The organism is Novosphingobium sp. HR1a (assembly GCF_015594425.1).
Classification (GTDB): Bacteria; Pseudomonadota; Alphaproteobacteria; order Sphingomonadales; family Sphingomonadaceae; genus Novosphingobium; species Novosphingobium resinovorum_A.
This window is the reverse complement of the sequence record NZ_JABXWS010000090.1, coordinates 58,731-78,850: the sequence shown is the minus strand read 5'-3', so window position 1 is coordinate 78,850 and position 20,120 is coordinate 58,731. Positions and strand designations below refer to the sequence as shown.

21 protein-coding genes and 1 pseudogene are annotated in these 20,120 nt (G+C 65.2%); 6 read left to right on the top strand and 16 right to left on the bottom strand.

Features of this window, described 5'->3' with window-relative positions; genetic code table 11:
- Positions 1-411: 411 nt before the first annotated feature.
- The 8 genes and pseudogenes from HWN72_RS23480 to HWN72_RS23450 all read right to left on the bottom strand — a co-directional run bounded on the left by HWN72_RS23480 (position 412) and on the right by HWN72_RS23450 (position 8,182).
- Positions 412-750, bottom strand: a complete 339-nt coding sequence (locus HWN72_RS23480; RefSeq protein ID WP_008832106.1) for a hypothetical protein — start codon at positions 748-750, stop codon at positions 412-414.
- Positions 747-1,499: an SDR family NAD(P)-dependent oxidoreductase gene (locus tag HWN72_RS23475; RefSeq protein WP_008832105.1), complete on the bottom strand. Its 753-nt coding sequence runs from the start codon at positions 1,497-1,499 to the stop codon at positions 747-749. The genes HWN72_RS23480 and HWN72_RS23475 overlap by 4 nt, the downstream gene beginning before the upstream one ends.
- Before the next feature lie 16 nt (positions 1,500-1,515).
- The gene (locus HWN72_RS23470; RefSeq protein ID WP_211151545.1) at positions 1,516-2,064 is read right to left on the bottom strand and encodes a nuclear transport factor 2 family protein; all 549 of its coding nucleotides are present in this window, start codon (positions 2,062-2,064) and stop codon (positions 1,516-1,518) included.
- 69 nt (positions 2,065-2,133) lie between these two features.
- Positions 2,134-4,629 carry a TonB-dependent receptor gene (locus HWN72_RS23465; RefSeq protein ID WP_172705150.1) on the bottom strand — a complete coding sequence of 832 codons (2,496 nt, stop codon included), beginning with the start codon at positions 4,627-4,629 and terminating at the stop codon, positions 2,134-2,136.
- A 126-nt stretch (positions 4,630-4,755) separates the two neighbouring features.
- Positions 4,756-5,427: a TetR/AcrR family transcriptional regulator gene (locus tag HWN72_RS23460; protein ID WP_211151544.1), complete on the bottom strand. Its 672-nt coding sequence runs from the start codon at positions 5,425-5,427 to the stop codon at positions 4,756-4,758.
- Positions 5,428-5,679: 252 nt separating this feature from the next.
- Positions 5,680-5,887, bottom strand: a pseudogene (locus HWN72_RS31305) (transcriptional regulator); the annotation flags it as partial.
- 61 nt (positions 5,888-5,948) lie between these two features.
- Positions 5,949-6,578 carry a ParB-like protein gene (locus HWN72_RS23455; protein ID WP_197524480.1) on the bottom strand — a complete coding sequence of 210 codons (630 nt, stop codon included), beginning with the start codon at positions 6,576-6,578 and terminating at the stop codon, positions 5,949-5,951.
- Between the two features lie 2 nt (positions 6,579-6,580).
- On the bottom strand, positions 6,581-8,182 hold the full coding sequence (locus HWN72_RS23450; RefSeq protein WP_211151543.1) for a SulP family inorganic anion transporter: 1,602 nt from the start codon (positions 8,180-8,182) through the stop codon (positions 6,581-6,583).
- Between HWN72_RS23450 and HWN72_RS32060 the strand changes: the two genes are divergently transcribed.
- Positions 8,164-8,592 carry an SDR family NAD(P)-dependent oxidoreductase gene (locus tag HWN72_RS32060; protein WP_202902832.1) on the top strand — a complete coding sequence of 143 codons (429 nt, stop codon included), beginning with the start codon at positions 8,164-8,166 and terminating at the stop codon, positions 8,590-8,592. The two genes, HWN72_RS23450 and HWN72_RS32060, sit on opposite strands and share 19 nt — an antisense overlap.
- Here HWN72_RS32060 and HWN72_RS23440 read toward each other — a convergent pair.
- From HWN72_RS23440 to HWN72_RS23425, 4 genes are read right to left on the bottom strand one after another with little or no spacing between them, the layout of a single operon-like run.
- Positions 8,502-9,071: a DNA-3-methyladenine glycosylase I gene (locus HWN72_RS23440; RefSeq protein ID WP_036525206.1), complete on the bottom strand. Its 570-nt coding sequence runs from the start codon at positions 9,069-9,071 to the stop codon at positions 8,502-8,504. The two genes, HWN72_RS32060 and HWN72_RS23440, sit on opposite strands and share 91 nt — an antisense overlap.
- A gap of 20 nt (positions 9,072-9,091) precedes the next feature.
- Positions 9,092-10,081, bottom strand: coding sequence for a trans-acting enoyl reductase family protein (locus HWN72_RS23435; RefSeq protein WP_069709353.1), 990 nt, complete (start codon positions 10,079-10,081; stop codon positions 9,092-9,094).
- A gap of 1 nt (position 10,082) precedes the next feature.
- A complete protein-coding gene (locus HWN72_RS23430; RefSeq protein ID WP_036525210.1) occupies positions 10,083-10,478 on the bottom strand; it encodes a VOC family protein in 396 nt (131 codons plus the stop codon).
- A 13-nt stretch (positions 10,479-10,491) separates the two neighbouring features.
- Positions 10,492-11,235: an SDR family NAD(P)-dependent oxidoreductase gene (locus tag HWN72_RS23425; RefSeq protein WP_008828500.1), complete on the bottom strand. Its 744-nt coding sequence runs from the start codon at positions 11,233-11,235 to the stop codon at positions 10,492-10,494.
- A gap of 136 nt (positions 11,236-11,371) precedes the next feature.
- On the opposite strand from HWN72_RS23425, the gene HWN72_RS23420 reads away from it, so the two are divergent.
- Positions 11,372-12,265, top strand: a complete 894-nt coding sequence (locus tag HWN72_RS23420; RefSeq protein ID WP_248006272.1) for an AraC family transcriptional regulator — start codon at positions 11,372-11,374, stop codon at positions 12,263-12,265.
- Here the strand turns inward: HWN72_RS23420 and HWN72_RS23415 are convergent.
- Entirely contained in the window at positions 12,246-13,043 is a 798-nt protein-coding gene (locus HWN72_RS23415) for an IclR family transcriptional regulator (protein WP_069709351.1), read from the bottom strand. The genes HWN72_RS23420 and HWN72_RS23415 overlap by 20 nt on opposite strands.
- Before the next feature lie 129 nt (positions 13,044-13,172).
- Between HWN72_RS23415 and HWN72_RS23410 the strand changes: the two genes are divergently transcribed.
- The 4 genes from HWN72_RS23410 to HWN72_RS23395 all read left to right on the top strand — a co-directional run bounded on the left by HWN72_RS23410 (position 13,173) and on the right by HWN72_RS23395 (position 17,318).
- Entirely contained in the window at positions 13,173-13,958 is a 786-nt protein-coding gene (locus HWN72_RS23410; RefSeq protein WP_036525212.1) for a 2-keto-4-pentenoate hydratase, read from the top strand.
- 4 nt (positions 13,959-13,962) lie between these two features.
- A complete protein-coding gene (locus tag HWN72_RS23405; RefSeq protein WP_036525214.1) occupies positions 13,963-14,907 on the top strand; it encodes an acetaldehyde dehydrogenase (acetylating) in 945 nt (314 codons plus the stop codon).
- The gene (gene dmpG, locus HWN72_RS23400; RefSeq protein ID WP_036525216.1) at positions 14,904-15,932 is read left to right on the top strand and encodes a 4-hydroxy-2-oxovalerate aldolase; all 1,029 of its coding nucleotides are present in this window, start codon (positions 14,904-14,906) and stop codon (positions 15,930-15,932) included. Before HWN72_RS23405 ends, dmpG begins: the two co-directional genes overlap by 4 nt.
- 243 nt (positions 15,933-16,175) lie before the next feature.
- On the top strand, positions 16,176-17,318 hold the full coding sequence (locus HWN72_RS23395; RefSeq protein ID WP_211151541.1) for an acyl-CoA dehydrogenase family protein: 1,143 nt from the start codon (positions 16,176-16,178) through the stop codon (positions 17,316-17,318).
- A gap of 53 nt (positions 17,319-17,371) precedes the next feature.
- Here the strand turns inward: HWN72_RS23395 and HWN72_RS23390 are convergent, their stop codons facing one another.
- Genes HWN72_RS23390 through HWN72_RS23380 form a run of 3 tightly spaced genes read right to left on the bottom strand, consistent with a single transcriptional unit; the run spans position 17,372 to position 20,053 of the window.
- Positions 17,372-18,379, bottom strand: coding sequence for a phosphotransferase family protein (locus HWN72_RS23390; protein ID WP_211151540.1), 1,008 nt, complete (start codon positions 18,377-18,379; stop codon positions 17,372-17,374).
- Complete coding sequence (locus tag HWN72_RS23385) at positions 18,376-19,296, bottom strand: hypothetical protein (RefSeq protein ID WP_211151539.1); 921 nt, start codon at positions 19,294-19,296, stop codon at positions 18,376-18,378. Before HWN72_RS23385 ends, HWN72_RS23390 begins: the two co-directional genes overlap by 4 nt.
- Before the next feature lie 22 nt (positions 19,297-19,318).
- Entirely contained in the window at positions 19,319-20,053 is a 735-nt protein-coding gene (locus tag HWN72_RS23380) for a FadR/GntR family transcriptional regulator (RefSeq protein ID WP_162177373.1), read from the bottom strand.
- Between the last annotated feature and the right edge of the window lie 67 nt (positions 20,054-20,120).

Here is a 20,120-nt window from a genome sequence, read left to right as displayed (position 1 = left end):
CGAGGCGTGCGTCGCGGCTTCACCCCCACCGGAAGCGAAGGTTTCAACTAAGGCTCTCGCGCCGATCTGACGGCGATCCCGAAGCCCAAGCCTCTACGGCCCTGCCGGCCGACGAACGCCATGATGCCGGCGGGTTGGGTGAGAACCTTCAAGGCGCCGTATCTGCCCATCATCCCGGCGCGCTCCTACCGCCAGATTCCAGGTCTTCCTGATCATCGCCGCTACCGCGAGCGCTTGCAAACCCATCAGGGCATCTCCCATCAGTTCGAATCGCGCCCCCCTGCGCCACGCATGGGAGCACCGCCCCTCATCTCGACGACATCGCAACCGCGCGATTTGCCGTCGATCGCCGGATCAAGGAACGCCGGATGACGAATGAGAGGCTGCCTGTCGAGATGTCGCCCTCGTTCCTCAGACCCGGCTAGCCAACGCCACCACCGCGCAGGAAAGCGTCAGCAGCCCGAGCCGCGCCCATGAGGCACCTTCGCCCAGCCACACCACCGCGAGCAGGATCGCACCCATCGGTACCACGGCCGCCATCAGCGGCATCAACAGGCTGAGCGCGGCGCCCTCGTGCAGTAGCAGCGCCAGGCAGTAGAGCGAGACAACGTAGACCGCCGCGCAAAGCAGCGACCAGCCGGGCGAGGTAAACCCGGCGGTGCGCGCCAGCAGCACGCTCCCGCCGATCTGACCGACCACGACCACCACGAACAGCGCGATCGCTCGCGCCGTAAGGCCCGCCGCAATCACTGCGCCGTCAACCCGCCGTCGACGACGAACTCGCCTCCGGTCACGTACTTGGCGCGGTCCGAAATAAGAAACGCGATCATCTCGCCGATGTCGTCGGGCTCGCCCATGCGCTTCATCGGGATCGCCGCGTTGATGGCGTCGTACTGGTCGGGGTTGTCCTCGATCGCGACCTTCTGCATCTCGGTCCAGATTACGCCGGGGTGGACCGAGTTCACGCGGATGCCCTTGGCCGCCACTTCCAGCGCCAGCGCCTTGGAATAGAGCCGCACGCCGCCTTTGCTGGCCGCATAGGCCGAGGCGCCGGCAACGCCGACGAGGCCCGCGATCGACGAGAGGTTGACGATCGAGCCCGATCCCTGCGCCTCCATCACCGGCAGCACCGCGCGGCAGCCGAGGTAGACGCTCTTGAGGTTGACGTCGATCTGGCGGTCCCAGGCGGCGGAGTCGAGGTCGGCGGTCCACTTGAGCACGGCGATGCCGGCATTGTTGACGAGGCCGTCGATGCGGCCGGTCTCGCCGCTGACCTGCGCGATCAGCGCGGCCCAGCCCGCCTCGTCGGTGACGTCCTGCGCGAGGCCGGTGGCAGTCAGGCCCTCGGCGCGCAGTTCCTCGGCGCGGACGGCGGCGGCATCGCCGTCGAGGTCGGTGAGGGTGACGGCATGGCCCTGCCGCGCGAGCAGGCGGGCGGTGGCGAAGCCGAGGCCGCCGGCCGATGCGGCGCCGGTGACGATAATGGTCTTGCTGGTCATGAAGGTCTTCTCCGGGTCAGGCGTTTTTCAGCCAGTCGCAATCGTAGGAACGGTCCTGAGTATCGTGGCGGCCGAGCAGGCAGGCGGCGAGATCGGTGGACAGTATGCCGTCGGCGGCGATGTCCTTGCGCGCCCAGTCGACGAATTCGCTGCGATGGGCGAAGCGCCATTCCGGGCCGGTGGGGGTATCGCGCCGTTCGTAGCGGTCGAGATAGCGACCGCTGATGATGAGGTCGGTCGCCACCCCATCATCAAGGATGCGGTGGAAGGCATAGTAGTAGACTTCGCCAAAGGCGCGGTTCGGGTCGGCCTCGTCGAATTGAATATGGTGCTGGCCGATGATGTGCTGGTTGGCGAGATGCTCTGTCAGCAGGCCTTGCGCGAAGTCCACGAAGTCCGGGCCGCTTCCTGCGAAGATGCCGTAATCGGTGGTTGAATCCGGCCAGAACGTCCCCAGCTGCAGCGCGTGGTCGAGGCGGTCCTGCCCCCGCATGTAGCGCATGGCGAGGTCGCGTATGTCGTCCTTGGCGATGAGCGCGGCGAGCCTGCTGTCGGTATCGGTCATGATGCTGTCCTCTCCCCCGGCGCCCGGGTCTGAACCGGGGCGCCGGGTTTCACGATTACGCCCTGCCGTTCAGAACCGTACGCTGGCCTGCAGTTGCACGGTGCGCGGAAGGTTCACGAAGCCGATCTGGTCGGCGATGCGCGTGGTGCCGGTGTTGGGACCGTCGATGGCGCCGCCGACGATGAACTGGTTCGTCAGATTTTTGCCGATCAGGGCCAGTTCGAAGCGCTCGTCATCGAACTTGACGCGGATGGTGCCGTCCACGGTCAGGTACTTGGCCTGGCCCGAAAGCGGATGCGCGAAGCTGGAGGCGAGGTAGGAACTGGAATAGCGCGTGTCGATCGTCGCGCCCAGCTTTGTGCCGGTGCCGATGTCGGTCTCGTAGCCGATGCCGAACGAGCCGGTCCAGCGCGGCGCGACGGCGGTGGGCGCGCCGCTCAGGTCCTGGCCGGGGGCGGCGGGCGAGTCCGGATTGGGCTGGAACACGGTGTTACAGCCCTGCGCCGCCGTCTGCCCGCCATAGCACGGGGCGATGTATTCGAGGTAGCGCGCCTTGTTGTAGTTGATCGAGCCGTGCAGGTTCAGGCCCGGCACCGCATAAGGCGCGAACTCGAATTCCAGCTCCGCGCCCCTGGTGCGCGCGGCGCCCGCGTTGGTGGTGATGAACGCGAACGTGGCGGGGTTGAAGAAGTCCACCTGCAGGTCGGTGTACTTGTAGCTGTAGACGTCGAAGTTCAGGCGCAGCTGGTTGTCGACCAGCTTGGTCTTGATGCCGACTTCGAAACCGCGCGCCTTTTCTGGCTTGAAGGCGACGTCGCTGGGCACGGTCCCGGCGCTGACAAAACCGGAGTTGGAGAACCCGCCCGACTTGTAAGCGGTCTTGTACGCGCCGTAGACAGTCACGTCGTCGGTCGGCTTCCAGGTCAGGGTGGCTTCGGGCGACCAGTTGTTGAAGGTCTGGTCGGCCGCGATCGTCTTGTTTTCCGGGAACAGGAACTGCAGCGCGGCATTCACGTACGGCTGGACAAGGTAGCTGTCCTTGGTCTCGTGAATGTAGCGCACGCCCGCTGCGGCTTCGAGGTTGGACAGAATCTTCCAGGTCGCCTGACCATAGGCCGACAACGTCTCGCCGTGAGTCTCGGAATGCTTGAAATAGCCGAGGTATTCATACTCGGCCGGCGCGGTCGAATCCGAAACGTTGCCGAACGAGCCGGTCTGGCGGTGGTTGCGGTGGGTCTTCTGGTAATAGGCACCGGCAAGCAGGTTGATCGGCCCGTCGAACTTGGTCTGCGCGCGCAGTTCGCTGGAGAAGGCGTGGAACAACGACCGCTCGGTCGATGGGGCGGCGGCGCTGCTGCTCGACACGAAGGTGCAATCGCAGGCCCACTGGTTGGTGTTGCGGTTGAAGTTGTTGACCCAGGTGATGTCGACGTCCTTCAGCGCATACTCCGCCGTGCCGGTGACCGCCCAGCTGCTGTACTTGTTGTAAAGCGCGCCGTCGTCACGCGACCAAGGGTTGGTGCCGGCAAGGTCTTCGGGGAAGTAGTTCTGGTAGACCTGGAACTTCTTCTCGCACTTGATCGAAGGATTGGTTTCATACGTGCCGCCGACGCAGCCGAAGGGCACGTAGTTCCACGAGTTGTTATTGTTCTTCGAGATCGAGCCGTTGGCTTTGACGGTGAACTTGAAGTCGTTGCCCGGGTCCCAGACCAGCGTGACGCGGCCCAGCAGTTCCTTGTTGCCGGGATTGTCGCCGTCATAGGCAGGCGCGAAGTGCGAGGTGGTGACGCCGGTGGCGATGTCGGTGGTGTTGTAGGTCTTGTCGACCCCGGCATTCTTGAAATAGCCGCCCCACATGTTCGAGGCACGCACCGCGACGCGTAATCCCAACGTGTCGGTCAGCGGGCCGGAGCCGACGAATTCGCCGACCAGTTCCTTGGCGCGGAACTCGTAGCCGAGCTTGGCCTTGAATTCGGGGGTCGAAGTCGGATCGGCGGTACGCAGAGAGATCACGCCCGCCGTGGCGTTCTTGCCGAAGAACAGCGACTGCGGGCCCTTGAGCACCTCGACGCCGTCGAGATCGAGAAAGCCTTCATTGATGACGCGGCCCTGGCCGTAGTAGACGCCGTCCACCACCACCGCGACCGACTGCTCGATGCCGATCGAGGTCGAAGACGAACCGATACCGCGCAAGGTAAGCTGCGCGCCCGAACCGTTCGAGGAGCGGCCGATCGTGAACTGCGGCGTCTGCGTGGAGATCTTCTCCAGGCTGGTCATGTCGTAGCGTTCGAGCGTCTCGGCGCTGAGCGCGGTGACGGCGACAGGCACGTCCTGCAGGCTTTCCGCACGGCGGCGCGCAGTCACGACGATGTCGTTCAGGCCGCCTTCGGCATGCTGCGGGCCGATTGCGGAAGCGGCTTCGGGAGTGGCTGCAGGCGGCGTCGCGCCGGCTGTGGTCGTCGCTGCCTCCTGGGCACCGGCGGATGCGGATGCGAATGTGAATGCCGATGCGAATACCCCGGCCATAAGCGCGGCGCGTGCAGACGGTCCTGCCGTTCCAGACATGAAAAGCTCCTTTCCCCTTTGACCGGAGAAGGGCCTGTTATGACCTGTTCGCCCTCCCGGTTGCCTCTATGCTGAGACCGTCGGCAGAGTACTCCAGTTAAAAAATGCAGCTGACTGCAATTAGTGCTAGGCGCCGCCGCCGAGGGCACGGGTGAGAGCACGGGCTTCGTCGCGCAGTTGCACGCCCAGCTTGCCCTCGGCGTAAGGCAGGACGATCTGGCAGATCGCCAGACGCAGGTGCGCTTCCAGCGCGGCGTCGGCGATCTCGTTCTTGGCCCACAGCAGGATCGTCGCGACCATGCGCATGCAAACCAGGCGCGAAACCAGGCCGACGTCCTCAAGCGCCAGCACCCCCGCTTCGGCCATCGCCCGCAGCGCGCCGCCCGCGAAGCGCTCGTAGACGTCGGGCAGGCCGACAAGGTCGGCGTGCTCGATGAGGATGGGAGCGAGAGCGCGGGCAAGTTCGGGCGCCTCGAAAGTCTTTTCGGCGAGGCGTGCGGGCAGTTCGCGAAAGAACGCCATGCCGTCCCCGCCGCCGTGCACGGAGGCGGCATGGGCGATCGTCTCCTCGCTGCGCTCGCGCACGGTGGCGGCGAACAGGCGGTCCTTCGAGCCGTAGATATTGAACAGCGTCCGTTCGGCCACCCCGGCGGCCTCGGCAATGAGCCGCATCGAAAGCGCCTCGCCGCCGTGCCGGGCCAGCAGTGCGAAGGTCGCAGCCCGCACCCGCTCGCGCCGCTCGCGCTGGCGCGGCGTGAGTCTGCGCCCGATTGTCTGACCATCCGATATTGCGTCCATCACACGACGTTTAAGTCGTAAACGCAAGAACGTCACCATCGAGTGACCGCCATCGAGCCGTGCGGCATACCACATCGTCGGGCCCGGGCACTCACCGTGCCGGGCAGGTTACGCCTTCATCGCGGACACACTTCTCTCCTCTGAAGAAGAGGGGCAAGGGATTGGCAGCGCAGGCATAGCACTACGATAGGTCCGGCCAAGCGGGTTATGGTAGATCACGATATCGATCATCGTTGCCTCTTCAGCAGCAGGTAATTCGGCCGGAAGCGGCTCGCACAGTTCGGCGCGCCCCTGGCAGCAATCCTTGGCCAGACACACCATTCAGTTCGTGCGGCGCGTCGAGGTTGGCGCGCTGAATCTGCTGCCAGCCACGTTTCTCGGAGAACACCAGCCCTGCCTTCACCATCACGGCGAGGTGCGTCGAGAACGTGCTCTGGGCCCGCCCGGATGACTCGACCAGTGCGCAGCCTTAGAGCGATTGATCCCGTGTAACCGGATCGAAAACCGCTCTAACTGGCAGTTCAACGGATCGGGCTTTGCCCGGCCCACCCGGGCAGATGCTGGGCATCCCGTTCACGCGCGAGGATCAGCGCGTGTGCGACCGCCTCTGGATATTCGCTGTCCAGCGCCTTCCTGCGGATGTGATCGCGAAAATAGTCCGCCCAGAGAAATTCGGAATAGGGCGTCTGCGTCTTGGCGAAGCCGCCTGCCTCTCGCACGTCGCCGGCCAGGGAGCGATAGGGATCATCGATCAGCCCCCCGACATGGTGCGGAATATCCTTCCATGGGCAGGGGCGCCCTTCCTCATCATAAGGATGCAGCCAGTTATGCGCGTCCATGAAAGCGAAAAAGCGTTTCTTTGGCAGATGATCGAGCCGGGCGAGGATGGAGATCAGCACCATTTCCACGCCCTCCAGATGCAGCGCCAGCGCAAGATGATGATGATCGACGATCCACGGCCGCTTTTCGGGGCCAATCACCGCCGGGATCATGCGCTCGCCCAGATAGCGCCCGGCTTCGTCGTGCGGCCGCTCACGCCAAGCTCGCGCCTTGCGCTCCACCTCGCGCATGCCGACTGTCATCTGGGTAGGGCGCAGGTCGCTGATCTTCACCGGGTCCAGTATCGGCTGGATGAGGGTCGCGATCGCCATCGTCAGTTCTCCTTCAACGCCAAATCGGCGGCGTCCGCAACGCTATAGGTGCCGGTGGATGCCAGTTCATCCTGTCCGCTCGCACGCAATATTCCGCGCACCCGGTCATGCGCGCGGGCCAGGATGAGGCGACAGTTTATCGTACGCAAGGCCGTGGCAAACTCGCCCAGCGCCTCTACGGCCGTGCTGTCGAGATCGTCGCTCTCCTCCAGGCTCAGGATCAATGTGCCAGGCTTCCTCTGCCGCGCTCTGTCGGCCATGGCCCGCAGCACGCTCTCGGCATTGGCGAAGATCAGCGGAGCGTTGGGCCGGACGATTATGATACCCGGCAGCGCCGATGTGTCGGGATGGCGCTGACGATCGACGAAGTCATGGCCATCACCCACTCGCCCCAGTTCGCTGAAGGACGGATGCGACAGACGATAGAGCAGTTCGACGATCGACAACGCGATGGCCGCCAGCATGCCGTTGAGTACGCCGAGTGCCAGCACGCCCAGTGTTGCCGTCACTGCCACCCACTGGTCCCGCTGGAGGTGGAACAGCCAGAGCAGCGGCGCGGGCGAGAGAGCATGGGTCAGCGCGCCGATCACCACGGCGGCGAGAACCGGCTCCGGAATATGGGCGATGAGCGGCGTCGCGAACAGAGCGAGGGCCAGAAGCGCCAGGCTGGCCGTCAAAGCAGCCATGCGGCCGGTCGCGCCGGCACTCGCATTGGCATTGCCGGCGGAAAAGCCCGCGCCCACCGGCATGCCGTGCGCCAGGGCAGAAAGGCTGTTGGCAAGGCCGAGCCCGGCCAGTTCCCGATTAGGGTTCACGCTGTCGCCATGCGCCAATGCAAGGCCGCGGATGGTGCCCCAGCTTTCGGCAAAAAGGATGAGCGCGATCGGAGCGGCCAACTGGGTCAGGCGCGCCCATGTCGAAAAATCGTCGGGCAGACGTAAATCCGAGAAGGCGAGCGCGACCGGTCCCGCCTCCGCCACGCCCCATGCCGACAGGTCCATGGCTTGCCCCAGTGCGATCCCGGCAAGGATCACCAGCAAGGCAGCAGGAATACGCGGCGCGCGGCGCAGCAAGAGCAAAGCACACAGCGCGCCCACTCCGATCAGGATGCTCGGCCAGTGCCAGCGCCCGACCTGTGCCCCAAGGCCATCGAGCACCGAGAGGATGGAACCCCCATCAACGCGTACACCTGCGATGTTGGGCAATTGCTTGATGATGATCGTGATCGCCAGTCCGAAGGTGAAGCCGCGCAGGACGGGGCGGGAGATGAAGTCGGACAGCCCGCCGACCCGAAAGGCCGCAAGGCCCAGGAATATAACGCCCGCAATCAGCGTGAGCGCCGTCGCCATCATTCCCCTGTCTGCAGCATTTGCATTCAGGCCGATCAGCGCGGCGGCAAGGATCGCGGCCGAGGAGGATGTCGGCGAGACGATGGCATAGCGGCTGCGACCGACGACCAGATAGGCGAGCACACCGGCGATTCCGGCTGCCAGCGCGCGACCGGGGGGCAGGCCCGCTATCCCGGCATAGGCAATCCCTTCGGGCAGGACGAGGCCGGCCACGGATAGCCCAGCCACCACGTTCCGTGCGATCGATTGCTGCATCGCGCTGCCTCCTCCCGGCTATTCCGTGTAATGCCGACATCACCGGGGGGCAATCGCCAGCGCGGATTACGGCCTGCCCAAACCTGGCGATCGAATATCGGTTGCTGCATGACTGCACTGGGCCAGCCAGTTCCGAAGCATTCTACCCGTCTTTCGATGGCGTCATTGCGCAGCACTGCAAGCTGGATATTGTTGTCAACAATGCCGGCGTCGCGCGGTTCGAGATGGCCGATAGCCTGACCCAAGACACCTTCCACAAGCAGTTCAATGTCAATGTGCTCGCCTATTTTCTCCAAGGGTGCGCGCGGTGTCTGAAGCATCAGGGCCGGGTCTGGCCTGAAATCTGCGCCTTGCGGAAGCAGGCGGGGACGTGGTCGTTGGTGATGCCGACGGCCTGCATCCAGGCGTAAACGATCGTCGGCCCGACGAACTTGAAGCCTCGGGCCTTCAGGTCCTTCGAGAGGATCGCCGACAGCGCGGTCTGCGCATCGGTGACCTTGCCCTCGATCGGCGTGCCCGAAGTAAAGGACCAGCAATAGGCGGCGAAATCCTCGCCGCGATCCTGCATCTCGTTGTAGATTTGCGCGCCCCGGATCGTCGCTTCGATCTTGGCTCGTGCCCGGACAATGCCGGGATCGCCCATGAGGCGTTCGATATCCTGCCCGTTGAACAGGGCGACCTTCTGAGGATCGAACCCGGCGAAGGCTGCGCGGAACGCCTCGCGCTTGCGCAGGATGATCTCCCAGGAAAGTCCGGCCTGGAAACCTTCCAGCATCAGCGTCTCCCACAGCATGCGGGAATCGCGTTCGGGCACGCCCCATTCGGTATCGTGGTACTGCTGCATAAGCGGGTTCGATCCCGCCCAGCCGCAGCGTTGCTTGTCGTCCATAGTCGGCTCCTCCTGTCGCGTCACTGATCGACTATACGCGTATCGGCGATTGTCTCTGCAAAGCCGTTGCCGAACAGCGTGGCCGGGGTCTGGAAGCCCGGCCGCGCCTCGCCGCCGATGACCCGCCGTGCCGCTTCCGCCGCGGCGATCGTCGTGAAGGTATAACCGTTTACGGTATCGAGCAGCGAGCGAACCACGGTTCCGTCCCTACCCGTCACTTCCACTGCCGCATGGTAGCGATTGGCTTCGCGCTGTTCCAGCGTGGGACCATCCGGCATTTGCGCCAGATCGCCCTCGGGGAAGGCGCCTTCCGCGACATATACGAACGTCTCGATGTTCGGGATGCCCGTGGAGTGCCAGATCGTGATGAGATCGGGCAGCGTCACCGGGAAGGCCATGGCCGGGCCCTTGCCGAAATCGAAGGCGCGGACCTCATCCGCATTGCGGCCGACCAGCGCGCCGTCGATGCGGTGAAGCGTCTGCGCCGTCACGTTCTCGCTGGCGCTGACCGCCGACCCGCGCGAGAAGCCGCCGGTTACATGCAGCGCGATGCTGAGCCTGATGGGACCGGCAACCCGCTTAGCCGCGTGTCCGGCCAGCGATCCGAGCATTGCCACGCTGCCGCCGCATCCGGGCAACAGCATGATACCCTTCGCCCGGGCCTCAGCATCCAGCGTTTCGGCAAGCCGGTAGCTGTCCATCTCGGCCGCAATGTCGAGATAGTGGACTCCGGCTGCCAGGCATGCACGCATCAGCGGCTCAGCCGTGTGCATGAAAGGCCCGGCGCAGTTCACCAGCACGCCGATGCCGTCCATCGCCGCGTGCGCAGCGGCGCGATCGTCGGCCGTGAACAGCCGGTACTCCGCGCCGAGTTCCGCGGCGAGCAGTTCGAGCCTGCCTTGGTCCTTCACTCGTCCGGCGATCACGAAGTCCAGCCCGTGCGCCTTCGCGTTAGCGCAGACCATGCGCCCGGTGTACCCGGCCGCGCCGTAGATGATCAGTTTCGTCATGTCAGTGCTGCCAGTTCTTGTAGGTGAATTCGAGGCTGTATCCGTCCGGATCGAGCACGTTCGCGGCGTAATAGCGTGGATCGTAATAGAGCCGGGGGCCGGGCGGTCCATTGTCGGTCGCGCCCGCGGCGATGGCGGCGGCATAGGCGGCATCCACCTCCGCTTGCGAACTGGCGATAAAGCCGACATGCGCCGCCTTGCCCTCGACGGTGCCCTCCCGCAACCAGAAAGCCATCCGGTTGTCCTTGCCGAACCCCTTGAGGTCCGGATGCCCGGGAGGGCCGTCCTTTCCATCGTAATCGACCCGCTGCGTGATCCCCAGCGGTGTCAGTACGGCGGTGTAGAAGGCGACCGCGCGATCGAGATCGCTGACCGACAGGAAGACGTGATCGAGCATGTGGCTCTCCCGTTCAGATGATGTAGCCGCCGGCGATTTCGATCGACTGCGCATTGACCCAACGATTGTGATCGGAAAACAGCCCCGCGATGGCACCGCCGACGTCGTCCGGTTCGCCGACCCGGCCGAGCGCGGTCTGCCCGGCCAGCATGGCCTCGAACTCGTCATCGAGACCGCCGCCCAGATCGGTGCGGATTGCGCCCGGTGCGATGGAATTGGCACGGATGCCGCGATGCCCGAACTCCTTCGCCATGTAGCGGGTAAGCACTTCGAGCCCGCCCTTGAAGCTGGCGTAAGGGGCGACACCGGCGGTCGCGACGCGGGTTGTGGCGCTGGCGACATTCACGATATGCCCGCCATTGGCCATGAGCGGCAGCAGCGTCTGCGTCAGGAAGAACGGTCCCTTGAGGTGCACGGCGAACAGGCCGTCGAACTCCGCTTCCGTGACCGTCGCGATCGGATTGAAGACGCCGTAACCCGCGTTGTTGACGAGGCCGTCGAAATCCTCGCGGCCCCAGTGGGTCTTCAGCGCGGCACCGACGGCATCGCGGAAGGCGAGAAACACGGAGGTGTCAGCGACGTCGAGCTTCAGTGCGGCCGCCTTGCCGCCATCCGCCTCGATCCCGGCCACGACGGCCTCGGCACAGGCGGGGTTGCTGTTGTAGGTGAGGATCACCCCCATGCCTTCCCTGGCGCAAAGGCGGGCGGCGCTGGCACCGATGCCCCGGCTTCCACCGGTGATGATGACGATTTTCATTGGGTAGTTCCTCGCGATGTTGTCGAGCCTTGAACTACGCCGACGAGCCGGACGGCGCTCACCGGATCCTCTTCGATCCATGCCTATTTCTGCTTTTGACTTGGCCGGGTGAACTGCGCGTGAGATGGTCATGCGCATGAACGCGAACCTCACCGAACTGCGCCGCCTGGCCGCGCATGCCGAGAACCGGCGCACCGACACAGGCATACCCCGGGTCGCGATGGTGCAGGGCGAAATTCCCGAACATCAACTGGCGGCGGTCTACGATCCGATGATCAACCTCATTCTCACCGGATCGAAGACGATGACGGTCGGAGACCGCACTCTGCGCTACGATCCGGCCACCTACTTCGTGATGTCGATCGACCTTCCGGCGGTGGGCTCGGTTCACCCGACCGAGACCGGCGAGCCCTATCTGGCAGTGAGCCTCACGCTGGAGCCGACGATCGTTGCGAACCTGCTGGTCGACCTGCCCAAACCTGCCGGAGGCGATCTCTACAGCCCCGGTTTTTCGATTGCGCCGGTGACGGACGAACTGCTCGACGCCTGGCTGCGCATGCTGCGCCTGATGGAGCGCCCCGCCGATATCGCTGCTCTCGCTCCCGCCTATGAACGTGAAATCCTCTACCGCGTCCTCCAGGGACCGCATGGCTGGATGCTGCGTGACATTGCTGCGCCTGGCACCGCGCTCTCGCGCGTCAGCATCGCCATCCAATGGATACGTGAGAATTTCACCAGGCCGCTGAGAGTCGAGGCCCTGGCCGCGATGGCGGCACTCAGCGTTTCCGCGTTTCACCGGCACTTCAAGGCAGTCACGGCGCTTAGTCCGCTTCAGTATCAGAAGCGGATTCGGTTGCTGCATGCCCGGTCGTTGCTGATCGCCGGAGAGGGAAACGCGACCTCGGTTTCATTCGGCGTAGGCTACGAAAGCCCCACCCAGTTCAGCCGGGAGTATGCCCGCTATTTCGGGACGCCACCATCGAAGGATACGCTGCAGATTGTGGGCAGGGTCAATTCGAAGAGGCCGTAGCTGGCGGCACCACATCAAGAGCTTGGACGCCACGGCTATACCTGAGAATGATAAATCGACCATTGAACGACCGGCCAAAGGCCCGTTGCTCCAACACGCCTCGCGCCTCTTCCAGCAACGGCAGCGCTGCTTCCAAGTCCACCGAATGGCCTGGTCCGATCGACCGTGAGGCGGAAATCGCCGCGACGACCATGCCGTTCGCATCCCGCAGCGGCACGGCGATGCATGCCAGCCCTTCGCTGATCTCTTCACGGTCACAGGCGAAACCCAACCGGCGCACCGCAGCAAACTCTTTCGCAAGCGCGCGTGGCTCGGTGATCGTATGCGCAGTCAACTGAACGAACGGACCGGCCTCCAGATAGCGGGCCTGCTCCCCGTCCGGCAGATGCGCCAGCAGGACCTTGCCGATCGCGGAGCAATAGGCTTCCAGCTGCATCCCCACTTTCGTGAACAAGTCGCCGCCCGCCTTGACGCGGTACGTCACCATATCGCCGTCGAGAGTGCCCAGTTGAACCACACAGTCCAGTCGCCTCGCGAAGTCGGGCAACAATTGGCGGCCGATACCGGACAGCACCTCCGGCACGCTGATCCGGCCCGCGAAGGCGAGCATTCGCGGGCCGGCAACATGACGCCCGCCTCCAACCGGCGTCAGCAACCCTGCGTCACGCAACGCGGCAAGATGCCGGTGCATGGTTGCCACGGGCACATTGAGACCGCCCGCAAGCGATGAGGCGCGGCTGCGCCCGCCATCGACCAGGACCGCTTCCAGCAAGTCCATTGCCCGCTCGAAAGATGAAAGGCGTGGCATTCCATTTCTCATATTGTGAGAAGTAAACCTGCTAGCCAACTGGCGCAAGTCATGCCGCGCATCTATGCTCGACGGCAAGCGAGAGGGAGACCATCGGTAATGACCGAAACACCGCACGAGAGCCTGGCGAAAAGGCTGCGCGACGCATACGTCGCGGGCGCCGTACCGCCGCTACGAGATGGACTTGAGCCGGTGGATGCGGCGGGCGCCTATGCCGTGCAGGAGATCAACACGCGTCACTGGCAGGCACAGGGCCGTCGCATCGTCGGCAGGAAGGCGGGGCTGACGGCAAAGACGGTCCAGCTACAACTCGGGGTCGATCAACCGGATTTCGGCGTCCTGTTCGATGACATGCGCATCGCTGATGGCGGGCGCCTCGCGGCTTCCCGGACGATCCAGCCGAAGGCCGAAGCCGAGATCGCGCTCGTGCTGGCACGCGACCTGCCGGACGACACGACCACCGCCGCGCAGGTGGGCGCGGCGACGGGCTCGGTTCACGCCGCGATCGAGATCGTCGATTCCCGCATCGCCGACTGGAAGATCACCTTTGCCGATACCGTGGCGGACAATGGATCGTCCGCCTTCTTCGTGATCGCAGAGGAAGGCGTTCCGATCGCCGGGCGCGACTTGTGGAGTTGCGGCATGGTGATGACGGTGAACGGCGCGATCGCATCGATCGGCGCTGGCGCTGCCGCCCTCGGCCATCCGCTCGAAGCGGCCGCCTGGCTGGCACGCACGCTGGCGGCACGGGGCGATCCGCTCAAGGCAGGCGACATACTGCTTACCGGCGCACTGGGGCCGATGGTGCCTCTCTCGCCGGGAGATCAGGTGCGCGCCGTGGTCGGCGGCATCGGCGAATGCGCTTTCAGCTTCGGCGGAGAATGACGCCATGAGCAGAACCAAAGTCGCGATCATCGGCTCGGGGAACATCGGCACCGACCTGATGATGAAGATCATGCGGCTCTCGAAGACGCTCGAGGTGGCCGCGATGATCGGCGTCGATCCGTCCTCGGACGGCCTCGCACGCGCCGAGCGCATGGGCATCGCCACCAGCAGCGCGGGGATCGACGGGCTGCTCGCCCTGCCCGGCTTCGACGAGATCGGCATCGTCTTCGACGCCACGTCCGCAGGCGCGCACGAGCGGCACGATGCCGTCCTGCGCGGGCATGGCAAGCGCGTGGTCGATCTCACCCCCGCCGCGATAGGGCCTTTCGTGGTGCCGCCGGTCAACGGCGCGGCGCATCTCGATGCCGCCAACGTCAATATGGTGACCTGCGGCGGACAGGCGACGATCCCGATCGTCCACGCCATCAACCGCGTAGCGCCTGTGCACTATGCCGAGATCGTTGCCTCGATCGCCTCGAAAAGCGCAGGTCCGGGCACGCGCGCCAACATCGACGAATTCACCGAGACGACCAGCCGCGCCATCGTCGAGATCGGCGGCGCCACGCGGGGCAAGGCGATCATCGTGCTCAACCCCGCGGAACCGCCGCTCATCATGCGCGACACAGTGCTGTGCCTGTGTGAAGACGCGGACCGCGAAGCGATCGCCGAAAGCATCGCCGCCATGGTCGCGCAGGTCCAGGAATACGTCCCCGGATACCGCCTGAAGCAAGCGGTCCAGTTCGAAAGCATCGGCTCCAACCGCCCCTTGCGCATTCCCGAAATGGCATCGACCGGCCGGACCGAATTCACCGGCCTAAAGGTTTCCGTCTTCCTCGAGGTGGAGGGCGCGGCGCATTACCTGCCCGCTTATGCCGGCAACCTCGATATCATGACCTCGGCGGCCCTGCGCACGGCCGAGCGGATCGCCATGAAGGAGGCCGCCCTGTGACCCCCGCCAAGCCAAAGCTCTATATCCAGGACGTCACCCTGCGCGACGGGATGCACGCGATCCGTCACCAGTACGGCCTCGACCACGTCCGGTCGATCGCGCGCGCGCTCGACCGTGCCGGGGTGGATGCGATCGAAGTGGCGCACGGCGACGGGCTCAGCGGGTCCTCGTTCAACTACGGGTTCGGCGCGCATACCGACTGGGAATGGCTGGAAGCGGTGGCAGAAGTGCTGGAAAGCGCGGTGCTGACAACGCTGCTGCTCCCGGGGATCAGCACGGTCCATGACCTCAAACAGGCGCACGACCTGGGCGTCCGCTCGGTCCGCATCGCGACGCACTGCACCGAGGCGGACGTATCGCGCCAGCATATCGAGGCGGCGCGCGGCCTCGACATGGACGTGTCCGGCTTCCTGATGATGAGCCATATGGCAGAGCCGGAAGTACTGGCCCGGCAGGCGCTCCTGATGGAGCAATACGGCGCCCACTGCGTCTACGTCACCGACAGCGGCGGCGCGATGAACATGGACGACTACGCGGCGCGGCTGCAGGCTTACGACCGGGTGCTCAAGCCGGAAACGCAGCGCGGCGTGCATGCGCACCACAACCTCTCGCTCGGAGTGGCGAACTCCATCGTCGCTGTGCAGAACGGCGCGGTGCGCGTCGATGCCTCGCTGGCGGGGATGGGCGCGGGGGCAGGCAATGCCCCGCTCGAAGTGTTCATCGCCGCTGCGGACCGCAACGGCTGGGACCACGGCTGCGATCTCTACGCGCTGATGGACGCGGCAGAGGATCTGGTTCGCCCTCTGCAGGACCGCCCCGTGCGCGTCGATCGCGAGACGCTGACGCTCGGCTATGCCGGGGTCTACTCCAGCTTCCTGCGCCATGCGGAAAAAGCCAGCGCCGATCACGGCGTCGACACCCGCGCCATTCTTGTCGAGGCCGGGCGTCGCAAGATGGTCGGCGGGCAGGAGGACATGATCGTCGATATCGCGCTCGACCTCGCGCGGGCACCATCGGCGCAGTGAAAAGAAGACCTGGTCCGTTTTCAGTGGACCAGGTCTTTCGAGTCATAGGAGAGAGACCGCCTGAAGCGATCCGGTCGAACCGGAAGACAGGCACCGCCTGCGGAGGCGATGCGCTTCCCGTGGATGTGAGGTCCGACGATTCCAACCTCGCATAAAGTTCACAGGTTTACAATATGTGATTTCATAGGCTAACCCGAGGGGCGACGGGGCGACATACGATCGCCGCCAAAAAGGGATGATGCCATGTTGGAACGCGATGCCAGCCACCTTTTCGACGAAGACCTCCGGCTGTTTCGCCAGACCGTGCGCCGCTTCGTCGAGCGCGAATTCTCGCCCCGGGTGGAGGAGTTTGAGGACGCCGGAAAGGTCGCCCGCGATTTCTGGCTGAAGATGGGCGAGGCCGGGTTCCTGTGCCCCGGAATTCCCGAGGAGTTCGGCGGTCTTGGGCTCGACTTCCGCTTCAATGCCATCCTCAACGAGGAACTGACTTATGCGATGATGTCGGACAGCGTGACGCTGCAGTCCGACATCACGATGCCCTATCTGCTGCACTACGCATCGGACGAACTCAACGCGCGCTGGCTGCCGGGCATGCTGTCGGGCGAGACAGTGTCCGCAATCGCGATGACCGAACCGGGCGCAGGCTCGGACCTGCAGGGCGTGCGCACCACGGCGCGGCGTGACGGCGACGAATACGTCATCAACGGCTCCAAGACCTTCATCACCAACGGGCAGAACGCCGACGTCATCATCACGGTATGCAAGACCGAGCCGGAACTGGGCGCCAAGGGCACCTCGCTGATCTTGGTCGAAGCGGACCGCGCCGGGTTCGAGCGCGGGCGCAATCTCGACAAGGTCGGGCAGTGGATGGCGGATACCTCCGAACTGTTCTTCAACGACATGCGCGTTCCCGCCGGCAATCTCATCGGGCAGGAGAACCGGGGGTTCATCTACCTCGTCAGCGAACTGGCGCAGGAGCGTCTGTCGATCTCCATCACCGCGCAGACCGCCGCGCAGCGCGCCTATGACGAGGCGGTCGCCTTCACCCGCGAGCGCAAGGCGTTCGGCAAGGCGATCATCGATTTCCAGAACACCCGCTTCACCCTCGCCGACATCAAGGCCAAGCTGCAGGTCGGTTGGGCGCACCTCGACTGGGCGATCGAGCGCCATGTGCGCGGCGAACTGACGGCGGAGGAAGCGGCGGCGTCGAAGTACTGGCACACCGAGATGCAGTGGCTGGCCTGCGACGCGGCGCTGCAACTGCATGGCGGCGCCGGGTACATGAACGAGTACCCGATCGCCCGCATCTGGCGCGATGCGCGCGTGCGCCGGATCTACGGCGGGTCGAGCGAGATCATGCGCGAATTGGTCGGCCGCTCCCTGTGAGCGGCCGCATCTAAGCGGCTAGGCCGTCCGGCGTAGAGCCGGACGGCCGCGCATCAATCCCGGCAGTAATGCGCCGCTTCGGCAAGGAAGCGCGCCTCGTGCGTGGGATCGGCGAAGTAGGAATCGTGCCCCGCGAGGCGCGAATAACGATAGAGCGCCGCCAGCTTGAAGTTCACCATGGCCTGATACCAGCGGATATCGATCGCCTCGCCCCCGGTCTGCGCAAAGTAGCGCGCGATCACCGTTTGCGGCTCGGGGCAACCGGCTTCCAGCAGCGCGGCTGCCAAATCCTGCACCGGCGTATGGCACGCCCCTTCGCGCGGGAGCGAGCAGGCGAGATAGGCAAGGTCCAGCAGCGGATCGCCGACGGTCGCCAGTTCCCAGTCGAGGATGGCGACGAGCCGGGGCACCCCCTCGCCGCTCCACATGACATTGCCGAGGCGCATGTCGTTGTGGATGATCGCCGCGCCGGAAGGCTCGGGCACCCTGCCCTCCAGCCATGCCGCGACTTCGCGAAACGCCGGAGACGGCTCCTCGCGCCCGTCATCCAGCATGCGCGCGAATATCCGCAGGTGCCGGGCGTTGAAGGCTTCCGGCCTGGCCTTCCCGGCAAGCGGGGTGGCGCTCCAGTCGATGCCGTGAAGCTGCGCCATCGCCGAGACCAGTTGCCCGGCCATGCCCTCGCCGACACTATCGCCGGTAAAGGCGGCCGGAAGCGTCTCGGTGACGACCACGCCGTCAACCATGTCCATGATGTAGAACGGCACGTCGAAGACCGCGCCCGCCTCGGCCGTTGCCAGCACGCCCGGGACGGGGACGCCGTGCGGCCCGACGATGCGCAAAAATCCGGCCTCGCGCAGCACGTCGTTGCTGCCCGGTGGGAACGGCGGCGGCGGCGGACGACGCAGCACCATGCACCGCCCGCCCGTGTCAAGGCGGAACGTCAGGTTGCTGTGCCCGTCGCCGATCGGCGCGATTCTGGGGGCTTCGTCGGCAAGGTCATGCTCGCGCAGGAAGGCATGCAGGTGCTCGCGCGTGGGCGCATCGAAACTCCAGCTCAACGGGTCGCTCCGCTTTCCACCAGATGGTCGAGGTAGGCTTGCTGCCAATGCGTCTCGTACTGACCCGCCGCTACCGCGCCGTCGATCGACCCGGTACAGGCGGCTTCCTGGATGAGTGTGCCGAACTTGTCCTTGGTCGGCAGCTTGACGAGGCCGAAGCGCTGCAGTTCGAGCAGGCAGGTTTCCCCCGCAGTATCGACGATCTCGGCGCGCAGGGTGTCCTGGCTCATGTCGTCACGATAGGTGCCGTGCTGGCGGATCGTGGCGATCGGCGTCAGCGTCCCGTCGCGCACGACATAGCCCGCGCAGCCCAGTTCGCCGCGCGCGATCCAGATCCAGCCGTTTATCATGCGGCTGCCATCGGGCGTATAGGCGCACAGCCACTTCCAGTGCTGCGGCACGCCCCAGTTGCGGTTGCCCCAGCTGTGATCGCGGTGCGCCATGCCCGAAAGGTCGATCGTGCGCCCGCCCGTGCGGATGCTGCCCTCGATCCGCCCGGTCTGCTCGTAGCGGTTGAGCGCGAACCATGCGGGCAACCCATCGGGATTGTCATGATAGCTGAAGGGCGGATGGCTGCCGGTGAAGGTGAAATCCAGTTCCACGCGCTCGCTGCGATAGCTGACTCTGGCCGGCTCTCCGAAGCCGGTCTTGCGCAGTTCCAGCCCCTCGAACGACAGCGCGTCGAGGTCCATCCCCGCAGGTATCTCGCCATTGACGAGTTCGAGCAGCAGCGGCCGCTTCTCCTCCCCCCAGAGCACCACGTTGAAGCCCGCCTTCCCGGCGCTGGTCAGGTAGAGATAGGCCTGAAAACCGAGCTTCTGCTCGGGCAGGATCGTCTGCCAGAACAGGGAATCCCGCATGCGGCCGCTGTCGTCGGCGGGGTGGCGCAGATGATCGCGGGGGGAAAAGCGCGACATGAAATCTCCTTCGTGGGCTCGCTCAGGCGTCCGGCTTCGCTGCGCTGTTCACGCGGGAAAGGACATAGCGGGTGGTCTGCGCATAATGCGCCGTGAGGATACGCGCGGCCTCGGCCGCGTCGCGCGCGCGCAGCGCGGCGACGACGGCGCGCCGCGGGGCGACCAGTTCGATCTCGCTGGTCAGGCGGTAGACGCGCAGCACGTCGGCAACGATCTCGGCTACGGAATCGATCAGCATCGACAGCACGAGATTGTGCGAGGCCCGGCCCAGCACCCGGTTGAACTCCACCAGCGGATCGATCGTCGCCAGCGGATCGCCCATTTCCAGGCAGCGCACGGTTTCGGCGATATTGGCGTCGAACGCGGCAAAATCCTCGTCATCGGCGCGCTGCGCGGCCAGTTCGGCAGCCTGCATCAGCAGATTGACGCGCACCGCCATCAGGTCTTCCAGCGGCATGCGGCCCAGCACGATCATGTCACGGATCGACTGGCCGACGCCCTCGCCGCTGCGCTCGCGCACGAAGGCACCGCCGTTGACACCTTTGGCGAAGCGCAGCACGCCGGACATTTCCAGCGTCCGCAACGCCTCGCGCACCGCATGGCGGCCGACATGGAAGGCTTCGGCCAGGGCGCGTTCGCTGGGGAGCCGGTCTCCCGGATTGAGGCGCTGGGCGCCTATCTCGTCCAGGATGGCGTCGCGGACCCGTTCGAATATCCGTCGCCCGCCCGCGGCGCTCCCTTCGGCATGCATCGTCATGGGACTGCCCGCCTTGCTTCGCAGGTGCCGCGTTCGTTGGACGGTAGCCCGGCAGACCGGGACCGGG

Bases quoted from the DNA above. Each gene is read 5' to 3' on its own strand.
- HWN72_RS23475 (WP_008832105.1), bottom strand. From the start codon at position 1,499: ATGACCAGCAAGACCATTATCGTCACCGGCGCCGCATCGGCCGGCGGC.
- HWN72_RS23470 (WP_211151545.1), bottom strand. From the start codon at position 2,064: ATGACCGATACCGACAGCAGGCTCGCCGCGCTCATCGCCAAGGACGAC.
- HWN72_RS23465 (WP_172705150.1), bottom strand. From the start codon at position 4,629: ATGTCTGGAACGGCAGGACCGTCTGCACGCGCCGCGCTTATGGCCGGG.
- HWN72_RS23425 (WP_008828500.1), bottom strand. From the start codon at position 11,235: ATGAAAATCGTCATCATCACCGGTGGAAGCCGGGGCATCGGTGCCAGC.
- HWN72_RS23430 (WP_036525210.1), bottom strand. From the start codon at position 10,478: ATGCTCGATCACGTCTTCCTGTCGGTCAGCGATCTCGATCGCGCGGTC.
- HWN72_RS23410 (WP_036525212.1), top strand. From the start codon at position 13,173: ATGACCGAAACACCGCACGAGAGCCTGGCGAAAAGGCTGCGCGACGCA.
- HWN72_RS23380 (WP_162177373.1), bottom strand. From the start codon at position 20,053: ATGACGATGCATGCCGAAGGGAGCGCCGCGGGCGGGCGACGGATATTC.
- HWN72_RS23415 (WP_069709351.1), bottom strand. From the start codon at position 13,043: ATGGACTTGCTGGAAGCGGTCCTGGTCGATGGCGGGCGCAGCCGCGCC.
- HWN72_RS23450 (WP_211151543.1), bottom strand. From the start codon at position 8,182: ATGCAGCAATCGATCGCACGGAACGTGGTGGCTGGGCTATCCGTGGCC.
- HWN72_RS23385 (WP_211151539.1), bottom strand. From the start codon at position 19,296: ATGTCGCGCTTTTCCCCCCGCGATCATCTGCGCCACCCCGCCGACGAC.
- HWN72_RS23440 (WP_036525206.1), bottom strand. From the start codon at position 9,071: ATGGACGACAAGCAACGCTGCGGCTGGGCGGGATCGAACCCGCTTATG.
- HWN72_RS23455 (WP_197524480.1), bottom strand. From the start codon at position 6,578: ATGGCGATCGCGACCCTCATCCAGCCGATACTGGACCCGGTGAAGATC.
- HWN72_RS23460 (WP_211151544.1), bottom strand. From the start codon at position 5,427: ATGGACGCAATATCGGATGGTCAGACAATCGGGCGCAGACTCACGCCG.
- HWN72_RS23435 (WP_069709353.1), bottom strand. From the start codon at position 10,081: ATGACGAAACTGATCATCTACGGCGCGGCCGGGTACACCGGGCGCATG.
- HWN72_RS23420 (WP_248006272.1), top strand. From the start codon at position 11,372: ATGAACGCGAACCTCACCGAACTGCGCCGCCTGGCCGCGCATGCCGAG.
- HWN72_RS23395 (WP_211151541.1), top strand. From the start codon at position 16,176: ATGTTGGAACGCGATGCCAGCCACCTTTTCGACGAAGACCTCCGGCTG.
- HWN72_RS23405 (WP_036525214.1), top strand. From the start codon at position 13,963: ATGAGCAGAACCAAAGTCGCGATCATCGGCTCGGGGAACATCGGCACC.